Origin of the sequence: Citrobacter sp. RHBSTW-00887, assembly GCF_013728095.1 — a bacterium.
Lineage (GTDB): Bacteria > Pseudomonadota > Gammaproteobacteria > Enterobacterales > Enterobacteriaceae > Citrobacter > Citrobacter braakii.
Map to the genome: position 1 here is coordinate 1,452,301 of NZ_CP056267.1, position 22,357 is coordinate 1,474,657.

General features: G+C 52.8%; 18 protein-coding genes and 2 rRNA genes. 12 read left to right on the plus strand and 8 right to left on the minus strand.

Annotated elements, in window-relative coordinates:
* The first annotated feature begins 17 nt into the window (after positions 1-17).
* The 3 genes from HV314_RS06860 (at position 18) to HV314_RS06870 (ending at position 4,887) form a co-directional block, all read left to right on the plus strand.
* Positions 18-2,924: ribosomal RNA gene (locus HV314_RS06860) — 23S ribosomal RNA — on the plus strand.
* Between the two features lie 96 nt (positions 2,925-3,020).
* Positions 3,021-3,136: ribosomal RNA gene (gene rrf / locus HV314_RS06865) — 5S ribosomal RNA — on the plus strand.
* Positions 3,137-3,588: 452 nt separating this feature from the next.
* Complete coding sequence (locus tag HV314_RS06870; protein WP_016154060.1) at positions 3,589-4,887, plus strand: MFS transporter; 1,299 nt, start codon at positions 3,589-3,591, stop codon at positions 4,885-4,887.
* Here the strand turns inward: HV314_RS06870 and HV314_RS06875 are convergent.
* From HV314_RS06875 to trxC, 5 genes are all read right to left on the minus strand, one after another.
* Positions 4,884-5,156, minus strand: coding sequence for a YfiM family lipoprotein (locus HV314_RS06875; protein ID WP_231040545.1), 273 nt, complete (start codon positions 5,154-5,156; stop codon positions 4,884-4,886). The two genes, HV314_RS06870 and HV314_RS06875, sit on opposite strands and share 4 nt — an antisense overlap.
* A 95-nt stretch (positions 5,157-5,251) precedes the next feature.
* Positions 5,252-6,607, minus strand: a complete 1,356-nt coding sequence (pssA, locus tag HV314_RS06880) for a CDP-diacylglycerol--serine O-phosphatidyltransferase (RefSeq protein WP_131346585.1) — start codon at positions 6,605-6,607, stop codon at positions 5,252-5,254.
* Between the two features lie 114 nt (positions 6,608-6,721).
* Positions 6,722-9,382 carry a bifunctional acetate--CoA ligase family protein/GNAT family N-acetyltransferase gene (locus tag HV314_RS06885; protein WP_181547667.1) on the minus strand — a complete coding sequence of 887 codons (2,661 nt, stop codon included), beginning with the start codon at positions 9,380-9,382 and terminating at the stop codon, positions 6,722-6,724.
* A 36-nt stretch (positions 9,383-9,418) separates the two neighbouring features.
* Positions 9,419-10,117 (minus strand): tRNA-uridine aminocarboxypropyltransferase, encoded by a 699-nt coding sequence (gene tapT / locus HV314_RS06890; RefSeq protein ID WP_181547669.1) that lies wholly within the window; start codon positions 10,115-10,117, stop codon positions 9,419-9,421.
* A gap of 69 nt (positions 10,118-10,186) precedes the next feature.
* Positions 10,187-10,606 carry a thioredoxin TrxC gene (gene trxC / locus HV314_RS06895; RefSeq protein WP_003037559.1) on the minus strand — a complete coding sequence of 140 codons (420 nt, stop codon included), beginning with the start codon at positions 10,604-10,606 and terminating at the stop codon, positions 10,187-10,189.
* Positions 10,607-10,813: 207 nt separating this feature from the next.
* Between trxC and HV314_RS06900 the strand changes: the two genes are divergently transcribed.
* The gene (locus HV314_RS06900; protein WP_016157178.1) at positions 10,814-11,893 is read left to right on the plus strand and encodes a tRNA/rRNA methyltransferase; all 1,080 of its coding nucleotides are present in this window, start codon (positions 10,814-10,816) and stop codon (positions 11,891-11,893) included.
* A 33-nt stretch (positions 11,894-11,926) separates the two neighbouring features.
* Here HV314_RS06900 and ung read toward each other — a convergent pair whose 3' ends face one another.
* Positions 11,927-12,616 (minus strand): uracil-DNA glycosylase, encoded by a 690-nt coding sequence (gene ung, locus HV314_RS06905; protein WP_016154055.1) that lies wholly within the window; start codon positions 12,614-12,616, stop codon positions 11,927-11,929.
* A 317-nt stretch (positions 12,617-12,933) separates the two neighbouring features.
* On the opposite strand from ung, the gene grcA reads away from it, so the two are divergent.
* Positions 12,934-13,317, plus strand: coding sequence for an autonomous glycyl radical cofactor GrcA (gene grcA, locus HV314_RS06910; protein WP_003037563.1), 384 nt, complete (start codon positions 12,934-12,936; stop codon positions 13,315-13,317).
* A 112-nt stretch (positions 13,318-13,429) separates the two neighbouring features.
* Here the strand turns inward: grcA and srmB are convergent, their stop codons facing one another.
* Complete coding sequence (gene srmB / locus HV314_RS06915; RefSeq protein ID WP_181547102.1) at positions 13,430-14,758, minus strand: ATP-dependent RNA helicase SrmB; 1,329 nt, start codon at positions 14,756-14,758, stop codon at positions 13,430-13,432.
* A gap of 130 nt (positions 14,759-14,888) precedes the next feature.
* Here srmB and trmN point away from each other — a divergent pair, with 130 nt between their 5' ends.
* A complete protein-coding gene (gene trmN, locus HV314_RS06920) occupies positions 14,889-15,626 on the plus strand; it encodes a tRNA(1)(Val) (adenine(37)-N(6))-methyltransferase TrmN (RefSeq protein WP_016154053.1) in 738 nt (245 codons plus the stop codon).
* Here trmN and nadB read toward each other — a convergent pair.
* Positions 15,611-17,233, minus strand: coding sequence for an L-aspartate oxidase (gene nadB / locus HV314_RS06925; RefSeq protein ID WP_047358259.1), 1,623 nt, complete (start codon positions 17,231-17,233; stop codon positions 15,611-15,613). The genes trmN and nadB overlap by 16 nt on opposite strands.
* Before the next feature lie 305 nt (positions 17,234-17,538).
* Here nadB and rseD point away from each other — a divergent pair, with 305 nt between their 5' ends.
* The 6 genes from rseD (at position 17,539) to lepA (ending at position 22,347) form a co-directional block, all read left to right on the plus strand.
* Positions 17,539-17,661 carry a rpoE leader peptide RseD gene (gene rseD / locus HV314_RS06930; RefSeq protein WP_223306697.1) on the plus strand — a complete coding sequence of 41 codons (123 nt, stop codon included), beginning with the start codon at positions 17,539-17,541 and terminating at the stop codon, positions 17,659-17,661.
* Positions 17,658-18,233: an RNA polymerase sigma factor RpoE gene (gene rpoE, locus HV314_RS06935; RefSeq protein ID WP_003037573.1), complete on the plus strand. Its 576-nt coding sequence runs from the start codon at positions 17,658-17,660 to the stop codon at positions 18,231-18,233. Before rseD ends, rpoE begins: the two co-directional genes overlap by 4 nt.
* 31 nt (positions 18,234-18,264) lie before the next feature.
* A complete protein-coding gene (rseA, locus tag HV314_RS06940) occupies positions 18,265-18,915 on the plus strand; it encodes an anti-sigma-E factor RseA (protein ID WP_019077408.1) in 651 nt (216 codons plus the stop codon).
* On the plus strand, positions 18,915-19,871 hold the full coding sequence (gene rseB, locus HV314_RS06945; protein ID WP_016154050.1) for a sigma-E factor regulatory protein RseB: 957 nt from the start codon (positions 18,915-18,917) through the stop codon (positions 19,869-19,871). Before rseA ends, rseB begins: the two co-directional genes overlap by 1 nt.
* Positions 19,868-20,332 carry a SoxR-reducing system protein RseC gene (rseC, locus tag HV314_RS06950; RefSeq protein WP_094761041.1) on the plus strand — a complete coding sequence of 155 codons (465 nt, stop codon included), beginning with the start codon at positions 19,868-19,870 and terminating at the stop codon, positions 20,330-20,332. The genes rseB and rseC overlap by 4 nt, the downstream gene beginning before the upstream one ends.
* A 215-nt stretch (positions 20,333-20,547) precedes the next feature.
* On the plus strand, positions 20,548-22,347 hold the full coding sequence (gene lepA, locus HV314_RS06955) for a translation elongation factor 4 (RefSeq protein ID WP_003037577.1): 1,800 nt from the start codon (positions 20,548-20,550) through the stop codon (positions 22,345-22,347).
* Positions 22,348-22,357 lie beyond the last annotated feature (10 nt).

Here is a 22,357-nt window from a genome sequence, read left to right on the forward strand (position 1 = left end):
ACATCTTCGGGTTGTGAGGTTAAGCGACTAAGCGTACACGGTGGATGCCCTGGCAGTCAGAGGCGATGAAGGACGTGCTAATCTGCGATAAGCGTCGGTAAGGTGATATGAACCGTTATAACCGGCGATTTCCGAATGGGGAAACCCAGTGTGATTCGTCACACTATCATTACGTGAATACATAGCGTAATGAAGCGAACCGGGGGAACTGAAACATCTAAGTACCCCGAGGAAAAGAAATCAACCGAGATTCCCCCAGTAGCGGCGAGCGAACGGGGAGCAGCCCAGAGTCTGAATCAGCATGTGTGGTAGTGGAACGGTCTGGAAAGTCCGGCGATACAGGGTGACAGCCCCGTACACAAAAGTGCATGTGTTGTGAACTCGAAGAGTAGGGCGGGACACGTGGTATCCTGTCTGAATATGGGGGGACCATCCTCCAAGGCTAAATACTCCTGACTGACCGATAGTGAACCAGTACCGTGAGGGAAAGGCGAAAAGAACCCCGGCGAGGGGAGTGAAAAAGAACCTGAAACCGTGTACGTACAAGCAGTGGGAGCCTCTTTATGGGGTGACTGCGTACCTTTTGTATAATGGGTCAGCGACTTATATTCTGTAGCAAGGTTAACCGAATAGGGGAGCCGAAGGGAAACCGAGTCTTAACTGGGCGTTAAGTTGCAGGGTATAGACCCGAAACCCGGTGATCTAGCCATGGGCAGGTTGAAGGTTGGGTAACACTAACTGGAGGACCGAACCGACTAATGTTGAAAAATTAGCGGATGACTTGTGGCTGGGGGTGAAAGGCCAATCAAACCGGGAGATAGCTGGTTCTCCCCGAAAGCTATTTAGGTAGCGCCTCGTGAATTCATCTTCGGGGGTAGAGCACTGTTTCGGCTAGGGGGTCATCCCGACTTACCAACCCGATGCAAACTGCGAATACCGAAGAATGTTATCACGGGAGACACACGGCGGGTGCTAACGTCCGTCGTGAAGAGGGAAACAACCCAGACCGCCAGCTAAGGTCCCAAAGTCATGGTTAAGTGGGAAACGATGTGGGAAGGCACAGACAGCCAGGATGTTGGCTTAGAAGCAGCCATCATTTAAAGAAAGCGTAATAGCTCACTGGTCGAGTCGGCCTGCGCGGAAGATGTAACGGGGCTAAACCATGCACCGAAGCTGCGGCAGCGACACTATGTGTTGTTGGGTAGGGGAGCGTTCTGTAAGCCGTTGAAGGTGTGCTGTGAGGCATGCTGGAGGTATCAGAAGTGCGAATGCTGACATAAGTAACGATAATGCGGGTGAAAAACCCGCACGCCGGAAGACCAAGGGTTCCTGTCCAACGTTAATCGGGGCAGGGTGAGTCGACCCCTAAGGCGAGGCCGAAAGGCGTAGTCGATGGGAAACAGGTTAATATTCCTGTACTTGGTGTTACTGCGAAGGGGGGACGGAGAAGGCTATGTTAGCCGGGCGACGGTTGTCCCGGTTTAAGCATGTAGGCGGAGATTCCAGGTAAATCCGGAGTCTTGTTAACGCTGAGGTGTGATGACGAGGCACTACGGTGCTGAAGTAACAAATGCCCTGCTTCCAGGAAAAGCCTCTAAGCATCAGGTAACACAAAATCGTACCCCAAACCGACACAGGTGGTCAGGTAGAGAATACCAAGGCGCTTGAGAGAACTCGGGTGAAGGAACTAGGCAAAATGGTGCCGTAACTTCGGGAGAAGGCACGCTGATATGTAGGTGAAGTGATTTACTCATGGAGCTGAAATCAGTCGAAGATACCAGCTGGCTGCAACTGTTTATTAAAAACACAGCACTGTGCAAACACGAAAGTGGACGTATACGGTGTGACGCCTGCCCGGTGCCGGAAGGTTAATTGATGGGGTTATCCGTAAGGAGAAGCTCTTGATCGAAGCCCCGGTAAACGGCGGCCGTAACTATAACGGTCCTAAGGTAGCGAAATTCCTTGTCGGGTAAGTTCCGACCTGCACGAATGGCGTAATGATGGCCAGGCTGTCTCCACCCGAGACTCAGTGAAATTGAACTCGCTGTGAAGATGCAGTGTACCCGCGGCAAGACGGAAAGACCCCGTGAACCTTTACTATAGCTTGACACTGAACACTGGTCCTTGATGTGTAGGATAGGTGGGAGGCTTTGAAGTGTGGACGCCAGTCTGCATGGAGCCAACCTTGAAATACCACCCTTTAATGGCTGGTGTTCTAACGTAGACCCGTAATCCGGGTTGCGGACAGTGTCTGGTGGGTAGTTTGACTGGGGCGGTCTCCTCCTAAAGAGTAACGGAGGAGCACGAAGGTTAGCTAATCCTGGTCGGACATCAGGAGGTTAGTGCAAAGGCATAAGCTAGCTTGACTGCGAGAGTGACGGCTCGAGCAGGTGCGAAAGCAGGTCTTAGTGATCCGGTGGTTCTGAATGGAAGGGCCATCGCTCAACGGATAAAAGGTACTCCGGGGATAACAGGCTGATACCGCCCAAGAGTTCATATCGACGGCGGTGTTTGGCACCTCGATGTCGGCTCATCACATCCTGGGGCTGAAGTAGGTCCCAAGGGTATGGCTGTTCGCCATTTAAAGTGGTACGCGAGCTGGGTTTAGAACGTCGTGAGACAGTTCGGTCCCTATCTGCCGTGGGCGCTGGAGAATTGAGGGGGGCTGCTCCTAGTACGAGAGGACCGGAGTGGACGCATCACTGGTGTTCGGGTTGTCATGCCAATGGCATTGCCCGGTAGCTAAATGCGGAAGAGATAAGTGCTGAAAGCATCTAAGCACGAAACTTGCCCCGAGATGAGTTCTCCCTGACCCTTTAAGGGTCCTGAAGGAACGTTGAAGACGACGACGTTGATAGGTCGGGTGTGTAAGCGTAGCGATACGTTGAGCTAACCGATACTAATGAACCGTGAGGCTTAACCTTACAACGCCGAAGATGTTTTGGCGGATGAGACATCGAAATTCAGCTTGATTACAGATTACATCGACATGCGAAAAGTGTGTTGATAGACAGAATTTGCCTGGCGGCTGTAGCGCGGTGGTCCCACCTGACCCCATGCCGAACTCAGAAGTGAAACGCCGTAGCGCCGATGGTAGTGTGGGGTCTCCCCATGCGAGAGTAGGGAACTGCCAGGCATCAAATAAAAGCGAAAGGCCCGGTCGAAAGACCGGCCTTTTGTTTTATCTGTGGTCTGTCGGTGAGTGCTCTCCTGAGGAGGACAAATCCGCCGGGAGCGGATTTGAACGTTGCGCAGCAACGGCCCGGAGGGTGGCGGGCAGGACGCCCGCCATAAACTGCCAGGCATCAAACAAGTGAAGAAGCCCATCCTGCCGGATGGGCTTTTTTGCGTCTGCAGGGAGTGAAAACTGCCGGAGGCAGCGTACCGTTTTATCCAGCCCATAAAAGCCCACTCTATTTCAAACCGATTTTTCTCTTTCTCGAACATATCTGAATCCTTTCTCTGCTAATGAAAATCGTGATCTTTCTCTCATAATAAATTATAACAATTATATAACATTTATTTCACCAAAAAAGACACAACCACCATTGATAAATTAATGCAATCGTTGGCAGGGGTACAATTCTAATGGCTGATAGCAGTGTAACTGAGAACGGGGCGCTGGCAGACGGCGATACTCGGCGTCGTATATGGGCGATTGTCGGAGCATCGTCAGGGAATCTGGTCGAATGGTTTGATTTCTATATCTATTCTTTCTGCTCTCTCTATTTTGCTCATATCTTTTTTCCATCAGGAAACACCACCACGCAGCTCTTACAAACAGCCGGAGTTTTTGCTGCAGGCTTTCTGATGCGACCGATTGGCGGATGGCTGTTTGGTCGCATCGCGGATAAGCACGGGCGTAAAAAGTCGATGCTGCTGTCAGTTTGTATGATGTGTATGGGATCGCTGGTGATCGCTTGTCTTCCGGGATATGAAACCATCGGTACCTGGGCTCCTGCTCTATTGCTGCTGGCTAGGTTATTTCAGGGGCTGTCTGTCGGTGGTGAATACGGGACCAGCGCTACCTATATGAGTGAAGTAGCCGTTGAAGGTAAGAAAGGTTTTTATGCTTCCTTCCAGTACGTGACGTTAATCGGCGGGCAATTACTGGCACTGCTGGTTGTGGTCATATTACAGCAAACGTTAGAAGACTCAGCGCTAAGATCGTGGGGTTGGCGTATTCCATTTGCGTTGGGTGCCGTACTGGCTATTGTTGCGTTATGGCTGCGTCGACAGTTGGATGAAACCTCGAAACAGGACGTTCGTGCGCTGAAAGAAGCTGGCTCTCTGAAAGGTCTGTGGCGTAATCGCAAAGCCTTCATCATGGTGCTTGGCTTTACCGCTGCTGGCTCGCTGTGTTTTTACACGTTCACAACTTACATGCAGAAGTACCTGGTTAACACCGCCGGTATGCATGCCAATGTAGCCAGTGGGATTATGACGGCGGCACTGTGTGTGTTTATGCTGGTGCAACCGTTGTTCGGTGCCTTGTCAGATAAAATTGGCCGACGTACTTCAATGCTGTGTTTTGGCGCGTTGGCCGCGATTTTCACCGTCCCCATTCTGACTGCGTTGCAAAGCGTGACGTCCCCGTATATGGCGTTTGCTCTGGTGATGTGTGCCTTGCTAATTGTGAGTTTCTATACGTCAATCAGCGGTATTCTGAAGGCCGAGATGTTCCCGGCACAGGTGCGCGCTCTGGGGGTTGGATTATCTTATGCGGTGGCCAATGCTCTGTTTGGTGGCTCAGCCGAATATGTTGCGTTATCCCTGAAGTCTGTCGGTATGGAAACAACATTCTTCTGGTACGTTACAGCACTGGCAATAGTCGCATTTTTGGTATCGCTGATGCTGCATGGGAAGGGGAAAGGTCTGCGCCTCTAGTGATGTGCCAGTTGCCAGACCGCATAGCCGGTAGACGCGCCTGCAACATCCCAGGCGAAGTCTTTCCAGCTCCAGCCGCTCCCAGCTGGGCGGCTGTCCCATAACTCTTTTGACGCGCCCAGGCTGACAGAGAACATCAGGCCGATAGCCGCGCTGCGATCGCGGCTGTTGCCCTGATGTTGAGCATATTCGTTTCCAGCTGCGGAGAGCATAGCGGAGGCGATAAAGTGTTGAGCCTTGTCTTGTCCGCTCCAGCGGTCGTTTGCCATGTGGCTGCAGCCAGAAATGGCCAGGATACTGAAAAGAATAAACAAGCGCACCGTTGCCTCCATAGGAAAAACCCCGTCACTGGACGGGGTCTTGGTTACAGAATACGGCTAATTAGTCTGTCGATACGGATACGGCGTAGTCGACGGATGAGCTTACGCACTTTGACTGGATAGTCGGCAATGCTTTGCAGGTCGCGATAGTGCTTAACGACGGTGGTATGCGTGCGAATAAGCTCCAGTTCTTTATCGCGCTGGGGAGTCAGCTCTTGCTTCGGATCGTGGATAAGGATGGCGTTTTCCAGATCCAGACGCCAGGCGCGAGGGTTAAGGTTGTTGCCGGTGAGCAGCATCCATTTATCATCAACCCACATGCCTTTCAGATGATAGGTGTTGTCATCATCTTTCCATAAGCGCACGACCAGTTGGTCGGTATTCACGTAATATTGCAGTCTGCTCAGGAAACGGCGCAGGTTAATTTCATACAGGTAGGGTAGCGCGCCGATTATTTTAAATGGCTCATCTTCTGGAATGAAAAAGTCGTTGGCGGTTTTATCACCGACAATGATCTCGACCTTTTTGCCTTCACGCAGCAGCTGAATGATATTGCGCACCAGTATAGCGGGCAGGTTGAAATAAGGGGTACAGATTGTGAGCTTGTGCTCCGCGCAGGGCATAAGGTGGAAAATGGTCTTATTTAACAGACTGGATTTTCCAAGGCCTACCAGAGGCGTTACCGAAAGCTGTTCATTATCCGCATCACCCTGAAAATGGAATGACGCATCGCGCAGTTCCTGACGGTACAGGCGGATGTCGTTTTTAATTTCCGGGCTTTTAGGGCGATTAATATCATCAAGGCGATTAACGCCGCGACCGTTCATCAGGTTCTGCGTGACCCAATCGAACATGATATCGGCCATTTGCGCGTTGCGAATCAACTGATAACGGTCATAGCGATATTTATCATGCTGATGCAGATAAACATCATTCAGGCTGGCCCCGCTATACAGGACGCTGTCATCGATGATAAAGCCTTTAAAATGCAGGACGCCAAGCGCTTCTCGGGTGTTAATCGGAACACCGTAGACAGGAATATCAATACCTGGGTTTTCTTGTGCCATTCGGCAATACCAGTCAGCGTTGGTATTCGATGCCGCAGCACCAATACGTCCGCGCTGGGCTCGGTGCCAGTCGACAAGCACCCGGACATCCAGTTCAGGACGCTGCCGTTTTGCCACATAGAGCGCGTCGAGTATGCCTTTGCCACCGTCATCCTGTTCCAGGTACAGCGCAATAATGCAGATCCGTCGCGTCGCGCTGGCTATTTTTTCCAGCAGAGTCTCCCTGAAATTAGCGGGAGCATAAAAGAAATCTACATCATCAACTGACTGAGAAATCTTGGGTAGTTGGGCAAGGTGTTGTTGATGTTTATTACGCTTAAATTTTGACAACATCACAGTGCATTTCTTCTCTGTTCATTGAAGGGTCCTCTGTGCTATGCAGACGACATAATCGGGTAATGATACCACCAGTACCTATTAATGTGGTCAACATTTCCAGTACCTTACTCACGATTCCTCAAATTGGGCCAGATTAAGCGTTAGCCCAACAATTCCCTCTTCGAGTTGGACGTCAACAGCGAACCCGAGTTTCCGGGCCAGGGCGACCATCCCACGATTGTTTGGCATCGTAATACCATTCAAACGTCTAAGTCCGTGATCTCGGGTATATGCAATTAATTTTTCCATCAACCGGCGACCCAGTCCAAGCCCTTTGAGATCTGAACGAACCAGCACGGCGAACTCGGCGTCAATGTTATCAGGATCCGAGATTGCTCGCGTTACGCCGAGGATCTCTTGCTGATTGTTTTTACAGCGTACCGCAACAAAGGCCATTTCCCGATCGTAGTCGATCTGCGTCATATTGGCTAAATCTTCGTGGGTAAATTCGTTGATCTCACTGAAATAGCGATAATAAAGATCTTCTTTTGTTACCTGAGAAATGAACTGCTGCAGATGAGGTTCATCCTCGGGCAAAATAGGGCGGAACAAGCAACGCTCGCCGTTCTTCAACTCCACCCATTCTTCAAGCTGATGGGGGTAGGGACGTATAGCCAGCCTGCTTTCGTTATCGCCCGTGAAAGGGGCAATGTCCAGCGTGACATCCAGCGCGGTAAATTCACCGGCGGAGGCCAACAGCGGATGAATATCCAGACGCTGAATTTCCGGACAATCGACGATCAGATTGGAGACCTGCACCAGAAGCTGACTTAACCCGGCGATATCCAATGGGCGTAATGCGCTGCGAGCGCGGATCTTTTTATTTTTGATCCCCTGGATCACCAGATAACGCGCCAGATTCATGTTCAATGGCGGCAACGCCACCACGGCTTGCTCTTCTGGTCGCCACTCAACTCCGCCTTCACCAAGCATAATCAACGGGCCAAATACCGGGTCATGTTCAACGACGACGCGCAGCTCCTGAGCGCCAGCGCGATTCGCCATACTTTGAACTAATAAACCGTGAATGCGCGCCTGCGGCCAGGCCATTTTTACCCGATCAAAAATCGCATTGGCTGCCTGCTGCACCTCTGTTGCTGTCCGCAGGTAGAGCATTACCCCCTGAACTTCTGATTTATGCGGGATATCAGGAGAACGCAGCTTTAGCGCCACCGGGTAACCGATTTGCTCCGCGATGTGTACGGCTTCAGCGCTGTCGCTGGCGATCCACGTAGGCAGCGTGTGTAAGCCATAGGCTTGTAAAATCGGCTGCACTTCATGGGTATCCAGCGACGTTGCTCCTTCAGCAATCGCCTGCTGTAACAGATTATGCGCCTCGGCGGTGTTGGTGGTCAGGTAATCGGGCAGCGCAGGGGTTTCCCGCAGTTGCTTCTGGTTACGCCGGTACTCCACCATATGCATAAACGCGGTGATGGTGCCTTCTGGCGTGCGGTAGGTAGGTAATCCGGCTTCGCTAAACAGTCTACGGGCTTCCTGGGAGGAAAATTCTCCGCACCAGTTGGTCAGCAACGAGACGAACTTACCGCGGGGATGACGTTTTACCGCCTCGATTAACGCTTGCGCGCTTTCTGTTCCCGGGGCGGCTGCGCTGGGTGAGTGAATCACCATCAGTGCGTCGAAATCCTGACTGGCGAGCAAGATATCCAGCGTCTTAACGTAGTGTTCGCTGCTGGCGTCGTCACGCAGATCCAGCGGGTTGGCGATATCAATATGTTCAGGTAACACATCGCGTAATTTCTGGCAGGTATCTTCACTCAGTGTCGCCAACTTGCCATTTTTTGACCACAGCTCATCTAATGCCAGTGCGGCAGGCGCGGCCCCATTGCTGATGATCATCAGCCTGTCGCCGCGCAGTGGACGCATGTGGCTCAGGGTTTCTACCGCAGAGAACAGCTCGTGAGTGTCTTGTACGCGTAATAAACCGGCGCGCTGGATAGCCGCGTCCCACGCAGGGTCCATCCCTGCACTGGTATGCAGTAAACGCTGCGCAGCCGGACTGCGACCGCTCTTAATCACCAGAATGGGTTTATTGCGCGAGGCGCTACGGGCGGCGGAGACAAAGCGCCGGGCATCACTTAAATGTTCGAGATACAGTAATATCGCGCTGGTTTTACTGTCGCGCGCCAGGTAATCCAGTAGTTCATCAACGTCGATATCAAGGCTGTCGCCCAGCGCGATAAACCAGGAAAAACCCATGTCGCGCTGCTGCGCCCAGTCCAGAATGGTGTTGGAAATCGCCGCTGACTGGGAAATAAATGCCAACTTACCGCGCTTGATGGGGACGGGAGAAAAGCTGGCGTTAAGCCCCTGCCAGGGCGCGAGAAGTCCCAGGCTGTTGGGGCCTAGCAGACGTATGTTGTAGCGTGCGGCGCAGGCCAACAATTCCAGGTGCTGCGATGCGGGAGCTGAAAGAATAATGCAGGTTTTACAGCCTTTCTCGCCAAGCGCTTCGAGTAATGCCAGGTTGCGGCTGGCATTGGTGCACAACACGGCAAGGTCTGGGCTAAAAGGCAGGCTGTTGATATTGGGCCAGGCCAGGACGCCCAATACCGCTTTCCATGCTGGCGTCACTGGTAAAACAGGTCCATTGAAACCGCCGGCAAGCAGGTTACGCATCATCAGGTAACCTGCGCGATTAGGCTTCATTGACGCCCCAATCACCGCAATGGATTTCGGTCGCAGTAGTGCTTCCAGACCACGCTGACTCATATCGGCTTCCTTAATGACACCAGTGACCGAATGATTTTAAACGCTTTCTGGCGAGTCTGCTGTGACGCTTCCCTGATGTTGAGTTTTTCCTGCCAGGTAGCGGGTTTTAAAGCGAGTAAAATGATCGCTCAACCCCTCCGCAGCTTGTGTATCGCCCGCCAGATCCAACAACGCGATGGCCACTTCGGCAGTACAGTATTGCCCTTCGGCGTGAATGCCACGCAGGCGGTAAGCGGAAAGTCGCGATAAATCAACGGAGATCACCGGCAGGTTATCAAGGTACGGGCTTTTGCGGAACATTTTACGCGCTTCAGGCCAGGTACCATCAAGCATGATAAACAACGGTGGTTTACCGGTTGGTGGCGCGAAAATCACTTCACGCTCTTCGCCCGCATAGGATGCCGGGAATACAACCATCGGCTGGTAATCCGGATTTTTCACCAGTTCGAGCAGCGCCTGCGGCGGTTCGGTGCGTGACCACTGAAAAGCCGTGGTATCGGGCAAAATATCGGCAATCAAACGTCCCGTGTTGCTGGGCTTCATCGGCTCGGTATCAAACATCACCAGACAAAAGCGGCTTTTGGCCTCAGACGGCACCAGCGTTGCACACAAGCAGAGCTTCAGCGGCAGCAGGCAGCGCTGACAGCGGCGAATGCGATTACCTCGGGCAAGGAAAGGACGCGTGGCGCGCGCGAGGCGCTCAGCGCGTAACTGAAGAACAGCGTTATCGGTCATGGGAGAACACGTTGAAAAACGCTATTGTCGCAGAGGTGAAAACGGGGCACAAGATGCGCCCCGTAGAGATTATAATGATTCGTTAAGCCAGCTATCAAACGGGGCTTTAGGTACGGCGCCATTAAGCATGTCGACGATTTCACCTTTTCTGAAGATCATAATGGTCGGGATGCTGCGGATACCGAAACGGGCGCTGAGTTCTCGCTCGGCTTCTGTATTCACTTTAACAAAACGCACTTTACCGCTACGCTCTTCCGCGACATCTTCAAAAATCGGGGCGAAGTTACGGCATGGACCACACCAGGGGGCCCAAAAATCAACCACCACCGGGAGATCGTCTTTTAACAGTTTATCCAGTGTTTCACCGGTCGCATTGATCACCTCCCCATCAAACAGGTCGTGACCACAGCGTCCGCATTTAGCCGCTTCCTGGACACGATCGTCGGGGATGCGGTTGATAGCCTGGCAGCTGGTACAAACGGTATTCATAACTAACCTCTGGATGAGTGGAGTGGACTTCACGGCAGTAACGCCAGTATGTTTCTATTATGTTACATATTATCGGGGAGTCTGTTCTAAACAACAATGCGTTTTATTCAATGAGTACAATAGTCCTTAGCTTTTAAATGAAATAATGGCTAACGACGTGCACATCGGGTAATCTTCGCGCTTCGCGCAGAGCAGGTGGAGAAAAACATGAGCGACGAACTGAAGAATAAAAACGGCAAGGTCAAAGTGATGTACGTCCGCAGTGACGATGACTCGGACAAACGCACCCAAAATCCACGTACTGGTAAAGGCGGCGGTCGCCCCGGTACTTCCCGAGCCGAAGGCGGTCGTCGCCCTGCCCGTGATGACAGAAAGGGTCCGAACAGCGAACGTGGTCGTGAACGTGGTCGTGGCCGCGATGTAGAACGCGACCGTGGACGTGAAGATTCACCATGGCGTACCGTGTCCCGCGCACCGAATGATGATGCAGCAGACAAAGCCGATCACGGTGGTATCAGCGGCAAAAGCTTTATCGATCCTGAAGTATTACGTCGTCAGCGCGCGGAAGAAACCCGTGTTTACGGTGAGAATGCCTGTCAGGCTCTGTTCCAGAGTCGTCCGGACGCTATTGTTCGCGCCTGGTTTGTTCAGAGCGTAACCCCGCGCTTTAAAGAAGCATTACGCTGGATGGCGGCGAACCGCAAAGCCTACCACGTGGTTGACGAAGCCGAGCTGGCGAAAGCCTCCGGCACTGAACACCATGGCGGCGTCTGTTTCCTGATCAAAAAACGTAACGGTACTACTGTTAAGCAGTGGGTTGGTCAGGCCGGGGCGCAGGATTGTGTGCTGGCCCTCGAAGACATTGCTAACCCGCACAACCTGGGCGGCATGATGCGTAGCTGCGCGCACTTCGGTGTGAAAGGCGTGGTGGTACAGGATGCGGCGCTGTTGGAATCAGGTGCGGCTATCCGCACCGCTGAAGGCGGAGCTGAGCACGTTCAGCCGATCACCGGTGACAGTATTGTCGATGTGCTGGACGACTTCCGTAAAGCAGGTTACACGGTAGTGATGACCTCAAGCGTGAAAGGCAAACCGCTGTTTACTACCACGTTGCCGGAAAAAATGGTGCTGGTATTAGGGCGTGAGCGCGAGGCTCTGCCAGAAGCAGCATGCTCAGCCGACGACCTGTGCGTGGCGATAGACGGTACGGGCAACGTAGAAACGCTCAACGTTTCTGTTGCGACCGGCGTGCTGCTCGCGGAGTGGTGGCGTCAGAACAAAGCCTGATAACAAAAATGCCAGCGATTCGCTGGCATTTTTTTACTCGCTTTCTGCGGGTAATACCGGCGTCCAGTCAATCGGCTTTTCACCTCGTTGTTCCAGCCACTCATTAGCCAGTACAAAGTGATTGCAGCCAAAGAAACCGCGATGCGCAGAGAGCGGTGATGGGTGCGGCGCTTTCAATACATGGTGACGCTGCGCATCAATAATCGCACCTTTCTTTTGTGCGTGTGAACCCCAGAGCAGGAATACCACGCCTTCCCGATGTTGGTTAATCAGGCTGATGACTTTATCGGTAAATGTTTCCCATCCCAGACTGGCGTGCGAATGTGCCTGCCCGGCACGGACGGTAAGCACGGTGTTGAGTAACAGCACACCCTGGCGTGCCCAGCTTTCCAGATATCCGTGCGTTGGGCGTGTGAAGCCAGGAATCGTTGCTTCCAGCTCTTTGTACATGTTCAGCAATGAGGGCGGGGTGGCAATACCGGGGCGGACAGAAAACGCGAGACCGTGTGCCTGGCCTGGACCGTGGTAAGGATCCTGCCCCAGGATGACGACTTTCACGTCACCAAGTTCGGTAAAGCGAAAAGCGTTGAATACATCTTTTTGTGGCGGATAAATTGTCATACCCGACTGACGCTCGCCCGCCACAGTATGCAGCGTGTTAACAAAATAAGGCTGTTGTTTCTCTTCTGCCAGCACATCGTGCCAGGTTAATTCGGTGGCCATCTCGCTCTCCTGCGAATTTTCGATCCCCCTAGCTTAACTGCTTCTTTCGACGTCGCAAAATTCTGTACATTTCTCAAGGGTCTACCCCTTAAAGATAGTTGAAAATTTATGTAAAAAGTTTAGCTGCGTATGTGGCGTAAGTTGATGTAAAACAATAAAATCCACCTATCACCACTTTTCATGTATGGTTTTTATTGATTTAAATCAAAGATTCAAGGGTGTGTGAGGGGTATATATACACTCAAGCAACAATGGTTTTACCAATTGGCCGGATGACGGCCAACCGAGATCAAATAATTTTGCCGGGGAGGCATCAAATGATTACAGGTATCCAGATTACTAAAGCTGCAAATGACGACCTGCTGAACTCTTTCTGGCTGCTGGACAGCGAAAAAGGCGAAGCACGCTGCATCGTTGCGAAAGCAGGTTTCAATGCTGATGAAGTCGTTGCTGTCAGCAAACTGGGTGAAATCGAATACCGTGAAGTACCGGTAGACGTACAGCCGGAAGTCCGTGTGGAAGGTGGTCAGCACCTGAACGTGAACGTTCTGCGCCGCGAAACTCTGGAAGATGCGGTTAAGCATCCGGAAAAATATCCGCAGCTGACCATCCGTGTTTCTGGTTATGCCGTGCGTTTCAACTCTCTGACGCCAGAACAGCAGCGCGACGTTATTGCTCGTACCTTTACTGAGAGCCTGTAAGGCTCACGGGGAATAACCCCGTCTAGCAGAGAATCTGAAAGCGGAAGATGCCAACGTATCTTCCGCTTTTTTGTGCACAAAAAAAGCCGGGCTAAACGGCCCGGCATTCGGTTTACTCTTTGTCGGACTGCTGGGTAGCAGCTCCGCTCGGCTTACGGCGTTTGCCGATATTTTTGGCGTCGCGGTGACGTTTTTTCACCCGCGGTTTCTCTTTCTCTTTTGCTTTTTGCTCGGCGCGCTTCGCCAGCACTTTCTTGGATGGCTTACCGTTAGATTTCTCACTTGGCGCGCGCGTGGTTGGACGCAGTTCGTCGATGACGCGTGCTTTCAGTGGCTCGTCAATATAGCGGCTCGCTTTGCCGAGCAGCAGATGGTCGTGGGCTTCAACCAAAGAGATCGCAGTACCTTTACGGCCTGCACGACCGGTACGGCCAATGCGGTGCAGATAGGCATCGCCGCTGCGCGGCATGTCGAAGTTAAAGACGTGGCTGACGTCAGGAATATCGATCCCACGAGCGGCAACGTCGGTTGCTACCAGCACGTTCACACGACCATCGGTCAGGCGTTTGATCGCTTCATTACGTTTGTTCTGCACCATCTCGCCTTCGAGATAGCAGTTATTAATGCCCGCCTGGCGCAACCAGCCTGCCAGCTCGTGCACACGCTCGCGTTTACGTACAAAAACAATCGAGCGGGTCGCTTCTGGCTGTTTTAACAAATGGATCAGCAGGGCCGTTTTGTGCTCGATGTCATCGGCACGGTAGTAAAACTGATGAATCTTCTTGCGTTCGCGGGTAGACGGATCCGCCGAAACTTCGACCGGATCCTCCAGCAGACGCTCAGCAAAATCTTTGATCGCATTGCCTTCCAGCGTGGCGGAGAACAGCATAGTTTGCTTACGCCAGCGGGTTTCTCCAGCGATATGCTCGATGTCTTGGGCAAAGCCCATGTCCAGCATGCGGTCTGCTTCATCGAGGATTAGTGTCTCAACCGCATGGCAGTCGAAGTTTTCTTCTTTAATGTACTGCAGCAGACGACCGGTAGTGGCGACCACGATGTCCTGGTTTTCGCTAAAGACTTCCATGTGGTTCATGTAAGCCACGCCGCCGGTAATCGTGGCGATATCCAGATGCGTATTCTTCGCCAGTTCACGGGCGTGTTCGGCAACCTGCATCGCCAGTTCGCGCGTCGGTGTCAAAATCAAAATGCGCGGCGGGCCAGATTTCTTGCGCGGGAAGTCGAGCAGGTGCTGCAACGCTGGCAGCAAATATGCCGCCGTTTTACCGGTGCCTGTCGGCGCAGAACCGAGTACATCACGGCCATCGAGCGCAGGCGGAATGGCGGCAGCCTGAATGGCGGTCGGGCGAGTGAAACCTTTTTCCTGGAGGGCATCCAGAAGGCTTTCATCGAGTTCAAGTTCGGAAAAAGTCGTTACAGTCATGTTCTACCTCTGAGTGGGGCGCTGATTATAGACGTTACGGCTGCAATCTTCATCTGTTTGTATGGATATACCTTCTCAGGTATTGTTTTTATCCTATGTTATCGTTTTTTTTCCAGGAAGGTTGTTCTTCATGCCCCAGTCTACATCCGTACTTAGACGTAATGGATTTACTTTTAAGCAGTTTTTTGTGGCACACGATCGTTGTGCAATGAAAGTCGGAACGGACGGCATTTTATTGGGGGCCTGGGCCCCTGTTGCTGGCGTAAAGCGGATCCTGGATATTGGTACCGGGAGCGGCCTGTTGGCGCTGATGCTGGCCCAGCGCACAGATGAAAACGTCATCATTGACGCTGTGGAGCTTGATGTTGATGCCGCGCAGCAGGCGCAGGAGAACATCGCGCAATCCCCGTGGATGCATCGCGTGAACGTTCATACGGAAGATGTGCAGCAGTGGGTACCGCGCCAGACCGTGCGCTTTGATTTGATCATCAGCAACCCTCCCTATTATGAACAGGGAGTGGAATGTGCCACGCCGCAGCGCGAGCAGGCTCGCTACACCACCACGCTCGATCATCAAGTATTGCTGACGCTGGCGGCAGACAGCATTACGGAAGAAGGTTTTTTCTGTGTGGTGCTGCCCGAACAGATTGGTAACGCATTTTCCCAGCAGGCACTGGGCATGGGCTGGCATCTGCGATTGCGCACGGATGTAGCAGAAACCGAGGCCCGACTACCGAATCGGGTACTGCTGGCATTCTCCCCGCAGGCCGGGGAGTGCTTTAGTGACAGGCTGGTGATCCGTGGGCCAGACCAACGTTACTCTGAAGGTTACACGGCGCTGACCCAGGCGTTTTATCTGTTCATGTGATGACTTAGCGGCGAGAGAATGGACGGGCCTGCCTCTGGAAGCTGTTCAGGATAATCCAGCGTATAGTGCAGGCCCCGACTCTCTTTACGCATCATCGCGCAGCGGACAATCAGCTCAGCAACCTGCACCAGATTGCGCAGTTCCAGCAAGTTGTTCGACACGCGGAAATGAGCGTAATACTCGTCGATTTCCTGTTGCAACATGGTGATACGGCGCAGGGCGCGCTCCAGACGTTTAGTTGTGCGCACAATACCGACGTAATCCCACATAAACAGCCGCAGTTCATGCCAGTTATGCTGAATCACAACCAGTTCATCCGGGTTTTCTACCCGGCTTTCATCCCAATCCGGGAGGGTGCTGACGCTGCGAGCATAAGGCATTCGCCTGTCGATATCTTCAGCCGCGGACCAGCCGTAAACTAGGCACTCCAGTAATGAGTTTGACGCCATCCGGTTGGCTCCATGCAGGCCGGTGTAACTCACTTCGCCGATCGCATACAGCCCGTCGACATCGGTACGGCCAAAGTCATCCACCATCACGCCGCCGCAGGTATAGTGCGCGGCAGGAACGATGGGAACCGGCTCTTTGGTCAAATCGATGCCCAGTCCCAGCAATTTTTCATAAATCATCGGGAAATGCTGACGAACAAATTCTTCCGGTTTATGGCTGATGTCGAGAAACATGCAGTCAGCGCCCAGGCGCTTCATTTCGTGGTCGATGGCGCGGGCAACAATATCGCGGGGAGCCAGTTCGCCACGCTCGTCAAAATCGGGCATAAAGCGCGAACCGTCCGGGCGCTTCAGATGTGCGCCTTCGCCACGCAGCGCCTCGGTTAGCAGAAAGTTGCGCGCCTGCGGGTGATACAGCGCCGTCGGGTGAAACTGGTTAAATTCCAGGTTGGCGACACGGCATCCCGCGCGCCAGGCCATCGCAATCCCGTCACCCGAGGAAATATCTGGATTGGTGGTGTATTGGTACACCTTTGACGCGCCGCCGGTGGCCAACACTACTGACTTGGCATGGCAGGTTTCTACGGCTTCTTTATTACGGTTCCAGATCCAGGCTCCGACAACCCGACGCGTTCCCGGCAGACCGATTTTATCGGAGACAATCAGATCGACGGCATTACTGCGCTCAAGAACCCGTATGTTGGGGTGATTTTGTGCCTGGCTGACGAGGGTGGTTTCGACTTCTTTACCGGTGGCATCCGCAGAGTGCAGAATGCGTCGATGGCTATGACCACCTTCACGGGTCAGGTGATAGCTCTCCTCACCGTTGGGCTGAACCTGCGTATCAAATAAGACGCCCTGATCGATAAGCCACTGAACGCAGGTGCGGGCATTGCTGGCGACAAATTCAACCGCATGGCGATCGCACAGGCCGGCCCCGGCAATCAGAGTATCTTCAACGTGGGAATCGATGCTGTCGGTTTCATCAAACACCGCGGCAATACCGCCCTGGGCATAAAATGTCGAGCCTTCGCTGACCGGACCTTTGCTCAGGACAATAACCTGATGTTTTTCGGCCAGGCGCAGCGCCAGTGAGAGTCCGGCAGCCCCGCTGCCAATGATCAGCACGTCACAGGATAATTCAGGAGTCGTATTCATGATTTTTGTTTAATTTACTAAACACTGTTTGGTCACCATAGCACCACATTGCGCGATACTGCACGTTTTATTTTTAAATGTGTTGCAGTGACTAAACATGAAAAAAAAGCATGACGAGGACGAAATGAGCAAAAATATTTTGTGAAGCAGGCCGTTAGCACCAGATTATGTGATGAAATAAAGTGGCCGTTGGGTTACTCTGCAAGCGGTGAAATGGGCATTTCTAAACAGATAGTGCGTCGATCGGATTATGTAGACTTATAATGAGAGATAAGACCTGTCTACAACATGACAAACAAAAAACAATGCGTAACGGAACTTTACGAAACTTGAGCACTCTAAGCATTTGCTTGCTCATAGTGAAGCTGATGGAGTGGCGTTTCGAAGGCGCGTGGAAATTTGGTTTGGGGAGACTTTACCTCGGATGAGCGAGCAGTTAACGGACCAGGTCCTGGTAGAACGGGTCCAGAAGGGAGATCAGAAAGCCTTTAACCTACTGGTAGTGCGCTATCAGCATAAGGTGGCGAGTCTGGTTTCTCGCTATGTACCGTCGGGCGATGTACCCGATGTAGTACAAGAAGCATTTATCAAGGCCTATCGTGCGCTGGACTCGTTCCGGGGAGATAGTGCTTTTTATACCTGGCTGTATCGTATTGCAGTCAATACAGCGAAGAATTACCTGGTCGCTCAGGGGCGTCGTCCACCTTCCAGTGATATTGATGCGATTGAAGCAGAAAATTACGAAAGTGGCGGTGCGCTGAAAGAAATTTCGAACCCTGAGAACTTAATGTTGTCAGAAGAACTGAGACAGATAGTTTTCCGGACTATTGAGTCCCTCCCGGAAGATTTACGCATGGCAATAACTTTGCGGGAGCTGGATGGCCTGAGCTATGAAGAGATAGCCGCTATCATGGATTGTCCGGTGGGTACGGTGCGTTCACGTATCTTCCGAGCGAGGGAAGCTATTGATAATAAAGTTCAACCGCTTATCAGGCGTTGACGATAGCGGGATACTGGAAAAGGTATTAGGCATGCAGAAAGAAAAACTTTCCGCTTTAATGGATGGCGAAACGCTGGATACTGAGTTACTCAAAGAGCTGACTCAGGACCCGGAAATGCAAAAAACCTGGGAGAGTTATCACCTGATTCGCGATTCCATGCGAGGTGATACCGCCGACGTTCTCCATTTCGATATTTCCGCCCGCGTAATGGCTGCCATCCAGGATGAGCCAGTACGTCAGACGGTGCCATTGATTCCTGAGGCCCAGCCAGCACCGCACCAGTGGCAGAAAATGCCATTCTGGAAGAAAATGCGTCCGTGGGCCGCGCAGCTTACCCAAATGGGTGTGGCCGCGTGTGTATCACTTGCAGTTATTGTTGGCGTCCAGCACTATAATGGGCAATCTGAAACGTCCCAGCAGCCCGAAACGCCGGTATTTAATACATTACCGATGATGGGTAAAGCCAGTCCGGTAAGCTTGGGTGTACCCTCTGACGCGACGGCCAGCGGCGGTCAGCAACAGCAGGTACAGGAGCAGCGTCGTCGTATTAATGCCATGTTGCAGGACTACGAACTGCAACGTCGACTGCACTCTGAACAGCTTCAGTTTGAGCAGGCCCAAACACAGCAAGCCGCTGTGCAGGTGCCAGGAATTCAAACTTTAGGAACGCAATCGCAGTAATGAAGCAACTTTGGTTTGCCATGTCACTTGTGGCTGGTAGCCTGTTTTTCTCTGTAAACGCCTCGGCCAATCCTGCGTCCGGGGCGTTGTTGCAGCAGATGAATCTGGCCAGCCAGTCGCTAACCTATGAGCTGTCATTTGTCAGCATCAATAAGCAGGGTGTTGAATCCCTACGTTATCGCCATGCCCGCCTGGATAACCGTCCGCTAGCGCAACTGTTGCAAATGGATGGACCGCGCCGGGAAGTGGTGCAGCGTGGCAATGAAATCAGCTATTTTGAGCCTGGTCTCGAACCGTTCACGCTGAACGGCGACTATATCGTTGACTCTCTGCCCTCTCTGATTTACACCGACTTCAAACGTCTTGCTCCCTACTATGACTTTATCTCAGTAGGTCGCACCCGCATTGCCGATCGGCTCTGTGAAGTGATCCGCGTAGTCGCCCGTGACGGTACGCGTTACAGCTATATCGTCTGGATGGACACGGAGACTAAGCTGCCGATGCGCGTCGATCTTCTCGACCGTGATGGTGAGACGCTGGAACAGTTCCGTGTTATCGCCTTTACCGTAAACAACGGCGTTAGCGATAGCATGCAGGCGCTGGCGAAAGCCAATCTACCGCCGTTGCTGTCAGTTCCTGCGGGCGAGAAAACCAACTTCAACTGGAGTCCGTCGTGGTTGCCGCAAGGCTTCAGTGAAGTTTCCAGCAGTCGACGTCCGCTGCCGACGATGGATAACATGCCGATCGAATCGCGCCTATATTCTGATGGCCTGTTCAGTTTCTCCGTGAACGTAAACCGTGCGATGCAAAACAGCGCCGATCAGCTGTTGCGAACCGGGCGTAGAACGGTTAGCACCAGCGTGCGTGATAACGCGGAAATTACGATTGTGGGCGAGCTTCCACCGCAAACGGCGAAGCGTATCGCGGACAATATTAAGTTCAGGGCTGCACAATGATTAAAGAGTGGGCGACAGTCGTCTCCTGGCAAAATGGTCTGGCGACGGTCAGCTGTGATGTTAAAGCATCATGTAGCAGCTGTGCTTCGCGGGCCGGATGCGGGAGCCGCGTGCTGAACAAACTTGGGCCGCAGACCACGCATACCATCGTGGTGCCCAGCGACGAACCCTTAGCGCCCGGTCAAAAAGTTGAACTGGGTATTGCCGAGGGTAGCCTGCTGGGTTCAGCGATGTTGGTCTACATGTCTCCGTTGGCGGGGCTCTTTCTCTTCGCGGCGCTATTCCAGGTGCTGTTTGGTTCCGACCTTGCGGCATTAAGTGGTGCCGTGCTGGGGGGCGTGGGCGGATTCCTGATTGCCCGTGGATACTCTCGTAAGCTTGCTGAGCGCGAAGCCTGGCAGCCGGTCATTCTGAACGTTGCTCTTCCACCCGATCTCATTCGCGTCGAAACCCATCAGTGATAGCTTTGCCTGATGGCGCTTGTGTCACCATCCGGCAAAAGTTTCACCGACTTTGCAAAGTTGTTTCCAGTTCCCGCTATCCTTGCTCTATGAACATTTCCTCGCCTCAGCGTTGTAGTGTAGAATGCGGCGTTTCACTTAAACAGACGTTAAGCTCAGATCAGCGACTTCTCAGAGCCTGCTCAGGCGGGCGTAAGGCACAATAATTACACTATATGAAGAACATACGTAACTTTTCAATCATAGCTCACATCGACCACGGTAAATCGACGCTGTCTGACCGTATTATCCAGATCTGCGGTGGCCTGTCTGACCGTGAAATGGAAGCGCAGGTTCTCGACTCGATGGATCTTGAGCGTGAGCGCGGTATTACTATCAAAGCGCAGAGCGTGACGCTCGATTTCAAAGCATCTGATGGTGAAACCTATCAGCTTAACTTTATCGACACCCCGGGCCACGTTGACTTCTCGTATGAAGTTTCCCGCTCGCTTGCCGCCTGTGAAGGCGCACTGCTGGTGGTTGATGCCGGACAGGGCGTCGAAGCACAGACCCTGGCTAACTGCTATACCGCCATGGAAATGGATCTGGAAGTGGTGCCGGTACTGAACAAAATTGACCTGCCAGCCGCCGATCCTGAGCGTGTGGCGGAAGAGATCGAAGATATCGTCGGTATCGATGCGACGGATGCCGTTCGCTGTTCGGCGAAAACCGGCGTTGGCGTCACTGACGTTCTTGAACGTCTGGTGCGCGACATCCCGCCGCCGGAAGGCGACCCGGAAGGTCCGTTACAGGCGCTGATCATCGACTCCTGGTTCGATAACTACCTGGGCGTCGTATCACTGGTGCGTATTAAAAACGGCACCATGCGTAAAGGCGACAAAATTAAAGTGATGAGCACCGGTCAGGTCTATAACGCTGACCGTCTGGGTATCTTCACGCCAAAACAGGTTGACCGTACCGAGCTGAAATGCGGCGAGGTGGGTTGGTTGGTTTGTGCGATTAAAGACATCCTGGGCGCACCGGTTGGCGATACCCTGACGCAGGCGCGTAACCCGGCGGACAAGCCGCTGCCAGGCTTTAAAAAAGTGAAGCCGCAGGTTTACGCCGGTCTGTTCCCGGTGAGCTCTGACGACTACGAAAACTTCCGTGACGCGCTCGGCAAGCTGAGCCTCAACGACGCCTCCCTGTTCTATGAACCGGAAAGCTCAACCGCGCTGGGCTTCGGCTTCCGCTGTGGCTTCCTCGGTCTGCTGCACATGGAGATCATTCAGGAACGTCTGGAACGTGAATACGATCTGGATCTGATCACTACCGCGCCGACCGTAGTCTACGAAGTCGAAACCACGGCGAAAGAGACGATCTACGTCGATAGCCCGTCCAAGCTGCCGCCGTTGAACAACATATACGAACTGCGTGAGCCGATTGCTGAGTGTCATATGCTGCTGCCGCAGGCTTACCTCGGTAACGTCATCACGCTGTGTATCGAGAAGCGCGGCGTACAGACCAACATGGTTTACCACGGTAACCAGGTGGCGCTGACCTATGAAATTCCGATGGCGGAAGTGGTACTCGACTTCTTCGACCGTCTGAAGTCAACTTCTCGCGGCTATGCGTCGCTGGACTATAACTTCAAACGTTTCCAGGCGTCTGACATGGTGCGCGTTGATGTTCTCATCAACAACGAACGTGTCGATGCGCTGGCGCTGATTACCCACCGCGACAACTCCCAGAGCCGTGGTCGTGAACTGGTCGAGAAGATGAAAGATCTGATCCCTCGCCAGCAGTTTGATATCGCGATCCAGGCGGCCATTGGTACGCACATCATCGCGCGTTCAACGGTTAAGCAGCTGCGTAAAAACGTTCTGGCGAAATGCTACGGTGGCGATATCAGCCGTAAGAAAAAGCTGCTGCAAAAACAGAAAGAGGGTAAAAAGCGCATGAAGCAGATCGGTAACGTCGAACTGCCACAGGAAGCCTTCCTCGCCATTCTGCATGTCGGTAAAGACAGCAAATAATCTTAAGGAG